This is a genomic window from Clostridium sp. LS (assembly GCF_002760435.1).
Lineage (GTDB): Bacteria > Bacillota > Clostridia > Clostridiales > Clostridiaceae > Clostridium.
This window is the reverse complement of sequence record NZ_AUUU01000090.1, coordinates 1-5,895: the sequence shown is the minus strand read 5'-3', so window position 1 is coordinate 5,895 and position 5,895 is coordinate 1. Positions and strand designations below refer to the sequence as shown.

5 protein-coding genes are annotated in these 5,895 nt (G+C 29.7%); all 5 read left to right on the top strand.

From position 1 onward, the window contains the following. The first annotated feature begins 494 nt into the window (after positions 1-494). The 5 genes from hemA to hemB are packed head-to-tail and all read left to right on the top strand — an operon-like array spanning position 495 to position 5,715. Entirely contained in the window at positions 495-1,700 is a 1,206-nt protein-coding gene (hemA, locus tag COL3_RS18835) for a glutamyl-tRNA reductase (protein ID WP_008425481.1), read from the top strand. Then, positions 1,658-2,338, top strand: a complete 681-nt coding sequence (locus COL3_RS18830; RefSeq protein WP_008425482.1) for an NAD(P)-dependent oxidoreductase — start codon at positions 1,658-1,660, stop codon at positions 2,336-2,338. The genes hemA and COL3_RS18830 overlap by 43 nt, the downstream gene beginning before the upstream one ends. A 40-nt stretch (positions 2,339-2,378) precedes the next feature. Then, positions 2,379-3,254, top strand: a complete 876-nt coding sequence (gene hemC / locus COL3_RS18825) for a hydroxymethylbilane synthase (protein ID WP_008425483.1) — start codon at positions 2,379-2,381, stop codon at positions 3,252-3,254. Positions 3,255-3,266: 12 nt separating this feature from the next. Further along, a complete protein-coding gene (cobA, locus tag COL3_RS18820) occupies positions 3,267-4,736 on the top strand; it encodes a uroporphyrinogen-III C-methyltransferase (protein ID WP_008425484.1) in 1,470 nt (489 codons plus the stop codon). Between the two features lie 13 nt (positions 4,737-4,749). Then, positions 4,750-5,715: a porphobilinogen synthase gene (gene hemB / locus COL3_RS18815; protein ID WP_008425485.1), complete on the top strand. Its 966-nt coding sequence runs from the start codon at positions 4,750-4,752 to the stop codon at positions 5,713-5,715. The last annotated feature ends 180 nt before the right edge of the window (positions 5,716-5,895 follow it).

Genomic DNA, 5,895 nt, shown 5'->3' with positions numbered 1-5,895 from the left:
TTTTACTTCGTAATTTCTTAAACATTTTATTTTTGAAAAGCCAAAGGCTTTTCTTCATTAATCATTCATCATTAATTATTCATTTTTTACCACTTAAAAATCTCACAAACGTTGATATTACTCAATTTCAACAATTAGAAATTCTATAATTTCCTCGACATTGAAAAGAGTGCGAAGCATAATTCGGAACTTATTAAGCGCAACCAGGAACTTAAATAAAAAAACCTAAGTGTAAGACTAAAGTTAGTCTCATACTTAGGCTAAGTCATTTATTTTATATGACTTATATAATTTAATAAGGGGTAAATAATAATCAATTATCTTATATGATTATTATAAGCTTCTAATGTGTCAAAAATGTGTCAGGAAATGAGGTACAATCAAAAAAATATACTTTGTAAATATTTAATTTTGAAATAACTGCTTTTTGTGTAATAATAGTATATACTAAATAATTATTAAGATAAATTTGAAAAGCATTTGAGGTGACCATAGTGATAGGCTTAATAGGTATCAGAAAAAATACTCCACTGGAAATTAGGGAGAAGTTTATTATTAAACCTAAAAAACATAAACAATATACCAATGAATTACTTAAAGAATTAGAAGAGGTAGTAATTTTAGCTACATGTAATAGAACAGAAATTTATTTTAATGCTTCTTTTAATAAAGAAGAATTATTAAAAAAGATTTTTGATATTTTCAATTGGAATTATGAGTATAAGCAGTATATATTCATTTCTGAAGGCACTGATGTTTATAGGCATTTATTTGAAGTTTGTTCTGGATTTCATTCTAAAATATTAGGAGAAGACCAAATTTTAGGGCAGGTTAAAGATGCTTACGAAGAAGCCCTAAATATAAAAGCAGTTTCCTTAGAATTACATAGATTATTTCAAGAAGCAATTACTTGTGGAAAAAGATTTAGAAAAGAAGCTAAATTGTTTGAAATTCCAGTATCTTCAGCCTCTATAGTGGCAAATGAAGCTACTATTCGTGGGTGCACTAAATTTATGCTTCTGGGTTATGGAGAAGTTGGACAGCTTACGATGAAATATTTACTTTCTCATAAACTCGAAATTGTATATTTAGTAGTTAGAAATAGTAAAATTAAAGATGAGATAGATGATGAAAGAGTTAGAGTAATTAATTTTGAAGAAAAAAACAGTTATATTGATGAAGTTGAATGCATAATAAGCTGTACCTCAGCCCCTCACCAGGTAGTAAGAAAAGAAGATATTAGTGAAAACGGAAATAAGCTCATTATATACGATTTAGCAGTTCCTAGAGATGTTGAAAAGGAAGTTGCACTTTTAGAGAGAACTGAAGTCTATAATATTGATACTATAAGCCGTATTGACGATAAAAATAAGAAGCTTCGAAAAGATAAGATGGAAGAACATAAATATATTTTGGCTAAATATATTAAAGAATATGAAGATTGGCTTAAAATAAGAAGTATTTCACCTACAATTAAAAAGTTAAAAGCTTTAGGAAATGAAGTAAGTGAAAATAGGATTCAAACTTTTGAACATAAAAGTAATAGTGAAAAGGATATTGGTTTGGCACATAAATTAATAAAAAGCACGTCAGATTTTTACATAAATAGGGCCATCGAAATTCTTAAAGATGAAACCTTAAAGGGATGTGGTGAAGAATGGGAAAAGATAATAGAGAAGATATTTTCACTGGAGGAATAGAATATTCTTATATTTCATTAATCTCTAAAAAGCTGAGAGTAGGAATAATTGGAGGTGGAAAAGCTGGTGAAATAAAAGCAAGACATTTTGTAAACAATAAATGTTATGTAGAGGTCTTATCAAAAAACTTTGATGAAAAAATAATTGAGCTATCAAATAACTGCAAGGAAGAGCTTAAACTCATAAAAGGAGAGTTTAGCTATGAATTTCTAAGGGATAAACATCTTATAATTATAGCAATAGATGATGAAACCTTAAAAAATAAGATAAAAAAGTTTTGTGATGAAAATTATAAAATTTACATAGATTCGTCAAATTTTAAAGACGGAATAGGAGTAGTTCCAATTCAGAAAAATACAGAAAGTATAGCATTTGCACTGAATACGAAACATGGTAATCCAAAGGGTGCCGCTTTGCTTTCCAATAAGGTAAAAGATCTCTTAGAAGAATATGATGATTTTATTAATTTTATTGGAATAATTCGAAATAAAGCAAAGGAAATCCCAGAATATAAAAGTGACATAGTTGAATTAACTAATAATGAGGTGTTTAAAAAAGCTTTTGATGAAGGAAAAAGTGAAAATATGCTTAGAGAACATTTACCAAAAGAAATTGTAGATTACTTACTTAAATCATAAATCCGATTTACATAAACAAGTTTGGAGGTAATAAGAATTAATGGATAATTTGATTATAGCAACAAGAAAAAGCCAGCTGGCACAAACCCAAACAGAAATAATAATGAAAAATTTAAAAGATAAATTTGATATAGATAGTGAAAAACTGCTTATAGTTACAGAAGGAGATAGAAAGTTAGATGTTTCTTTAGCTAAAATTGGCGGTAAAGGACTATTTGTTAAAGATATAGAAGTTGCCCTTTTAGAGCAAAGAGCAGATGGTGCAGTTCACAGTATGAAAGATGTACCCTACGAATTAAGTGATGAATTTGAGATTGCAGCTATAACTGAAAGAGAAGATATAAGGGATGTTCTGATTTCTAAGGATAATATGCCTTTTAAGGAACTTAGAAAAGGAGCTATTATTGGAACAAGCAGCATTAGAAGAGCATGTCAGCTAAAACTTTTAAGAGATGATTTAGAAGTAGTTTCAATTAGAGGGAATGTCCAAACAAGGTTGGAAAAAATGAAAACTCAAAATTTAGATGGAATTATATTAGCTTCTGCAGGCTTAAAAAGATTAGGAGAAGAAAAGCTAATAAGCGAATATTTTGATCCAAAAATATTTTTACCAGCAGTCGCTCAAGGTGCGCTAGGTATTGAATGTTTAAAAACCAGTAATGCTAAGAAGTATTTTGCAAAATTAGAAGATGCAAATGCTAAATTAACAGTAGAAGCTGAAAGAAGTTTTATGAAAATGTTAAATGGGGACTGCCATAGTCTCATTGGAGCTTATTCAGAAATTAGAGATGATGATTTATATATGATTGGCATATATGACGTAGGTGGAAAAATAGTTAAAAAAGATATCTTAGGCAGCAAAAATGAGCATATTGAACTTGGAAGAAAATTAGCTAGAAAAATATTAGAAACATAGGAGAATTGAAATATGAGTAAAGTATATATAATTGGAACAGGTCCAGGAGATGAAGAATTATTAACATTAAAAGCAGTTAAAGTATTAAAAAAATGCACAGCTGTCCTTTATGATAGATTGGTTTCAAATAATATTCTGAATTATTTAAATGATAAATGTGAAATTTACTATTGTGGAAAAGAGCCAGGAGCTCATTCTAAAACACAAGAAGAAATTAATGAACTTTTGGTTAGTCTTGCAAAACAAGGACATATTGTAGGAAGAATCAAAGGAGGAGATCCTTATGTATTCGGAAGAGGTGGAGAAGAGGTATTAGCTTTAGTTAATGAAAGCATTGAATTTGAGGTAATACCAGGGGTAACCTCTCCAATTGCAGTATTAAATTATGCTGGTATCCCAATAACCCACAGAAAGATAGCCCAAAGTTTTCATGTAATTACAGGTAAATCTGCACAGGATTTAAATGTGAATTTTAAGGCTTTAGCAGAAGAAGAAGGAACTCTAGTCTTTATGATGGGATTAAGCAATTTAGATAATATAGTAAGTGAGCTTATAAGGAATGGAAAAAGCCCTGAAATTCCATGTGGAGTTGTAATGAGAGGAACTTCAGCTAAGCAGAAAAAGGTAATAGGAACTTTAGAGAATATTGTGCAAGAAGTAAAGGAAGCTAATTTACAGTCTCCATGTATAATTGTAGTTGGGGAAGTTGTAAACTTAAGTAAAGACTTAAACTGGTATGAAAATAAACCTTTGTTTGGGAAGAACATTTGTATTACACGATCAAGAAGACAATCTGAAAATTTAAAAAATAAATTAGTTGAATTAGGAGCAGAAGTCACAAGCTTTAATTCAATAGAAATAAAGAGCAGTTCAGAGAATTTAGAAAGTTACATGGGAAGATTAGAAGATTATGATCATATAGTATTCACATCAGTAAATAGCGTAGAAATCTTTTTTGAGTACTTAGTTGAAAAAGAGTATGATATAAGAAAAATTAAGGCAAAAATATCTGCTATAGGTTCTGCAACAGCTAACGCTTTAAAGCAAAGAGGAATTATATGCTTTATAAAAGCTAAAGAATTTATGGGAGAAGGTTTAGTAAGCCAATTAAAACCACATTTGAAAGAAAAGGAAACTCTGCTTTTACCATGTTCAGCAAAGAGCAGGAAGTATATTTATGAGGAACTTAGTGATAGTGGAATAAATGTGGATAAAGTATATATTTATGATACGGTTTGTGGATCTGTAGTTAATAGAAGATCTTTTGAAGAAGTGGATATAGTATTCTTTACAAGTCCATCAACAGTTGAAAATATGGTTGATATGTTAGGGGTAGAAGAAATTAAAAAGAAACAAGTTATAGCTATAGGCCCAAAAACAAATGAGCCATTAGAGAAATTAGGAATAAAAGCAAAAGTATGCAAAGAGCATTCAGAAGAAGGATTTTTAAAAGAAATAGAAGTACTATGCAAAAATCTTTAAGGAGGAGTTTGTTGTGATTAAAAGAGGTAGAAGGCTTAGAGTTAATTCTGCTGTTAGAGATATGGTTAGGGAAACAACTTTAAGTTCAAAGGATTTTATTTATCCTATATTTGTTGTTGAAGGGGAAAATATAAAAAATGAAATTTCTTCATTACCAGGAGTTTATCACTATTCAATTGATAAGCTCCATGAAGTAATTAAAGAAGTACAAGAAGCCGATATTTCAGGAGTGCTTCTTTTTGGAATACCAAATCATAAAGATGAATGCGGTTCAGAAAGCTATAATGATAATGGAATTGTTCAGCAGGCTATAAGAGAAATAAAGAAAATAGATAGGAATATACTTGTTATAACTGATGTCTGCATGTGTGAGTATACTTCTCATGGACATTGTGGAATAATTCATGATGAATATGTAGATAATGATGAAACATTAGAATATTTGGATAAAATAGCAGTATCACATGCAAAAGCCGGCGCAGATATAATTGCACCATCTGATATGATGGATGGAAGAATTGGATCTATAAGAAACGCTTTAGATGAAAATGGATTTAAAAATATAAGCATAATGAGTTATTCAGCAAAATATTGTTCAGCATTTTATGGCCCATTTAGAGATGCTGCAAATTCTACGCCACAATTTGGTGATAGAAAAACTTATCAAATGGATCCTGGAAATAGAATGGAAGCTATTCGTGAAACACAAATGGATATAGAAGAGGGAGCAGATTTTATAATGGTTAAGCCAGCGCTTTCTTATTTAGATATAATTAGAGATTGCAGAGAAAATTTTAATCTTCCCCTTGTAGCTTACAATGTAAGTGGTGAATATGCTATGATTAAGGCGGCAGGAAAGCTTGGCTTAATCGATGAGGAAAGAGTAATGATGGAAACTTTAACTTCTATTAAAAGGGCTGGAGCAGATATAATAATTACTTATCATGCTTTAGAGGCAGCAAAAATTTTAAAAAGATAAATATTTATATATTTTAATGTCTAAGAAATTATAGAATTTTTAATTGTTAAAATTGAGTAGTATCAATGCTTGTGGATTGTTAAGTGGTGAAAAATGAACAATGAATGATGAATGATGAATGATGAAGGAAGAAAAGCCTTTGGCTTTTCAAAAATAAAATGTTTAAGAAATTACGAAGTA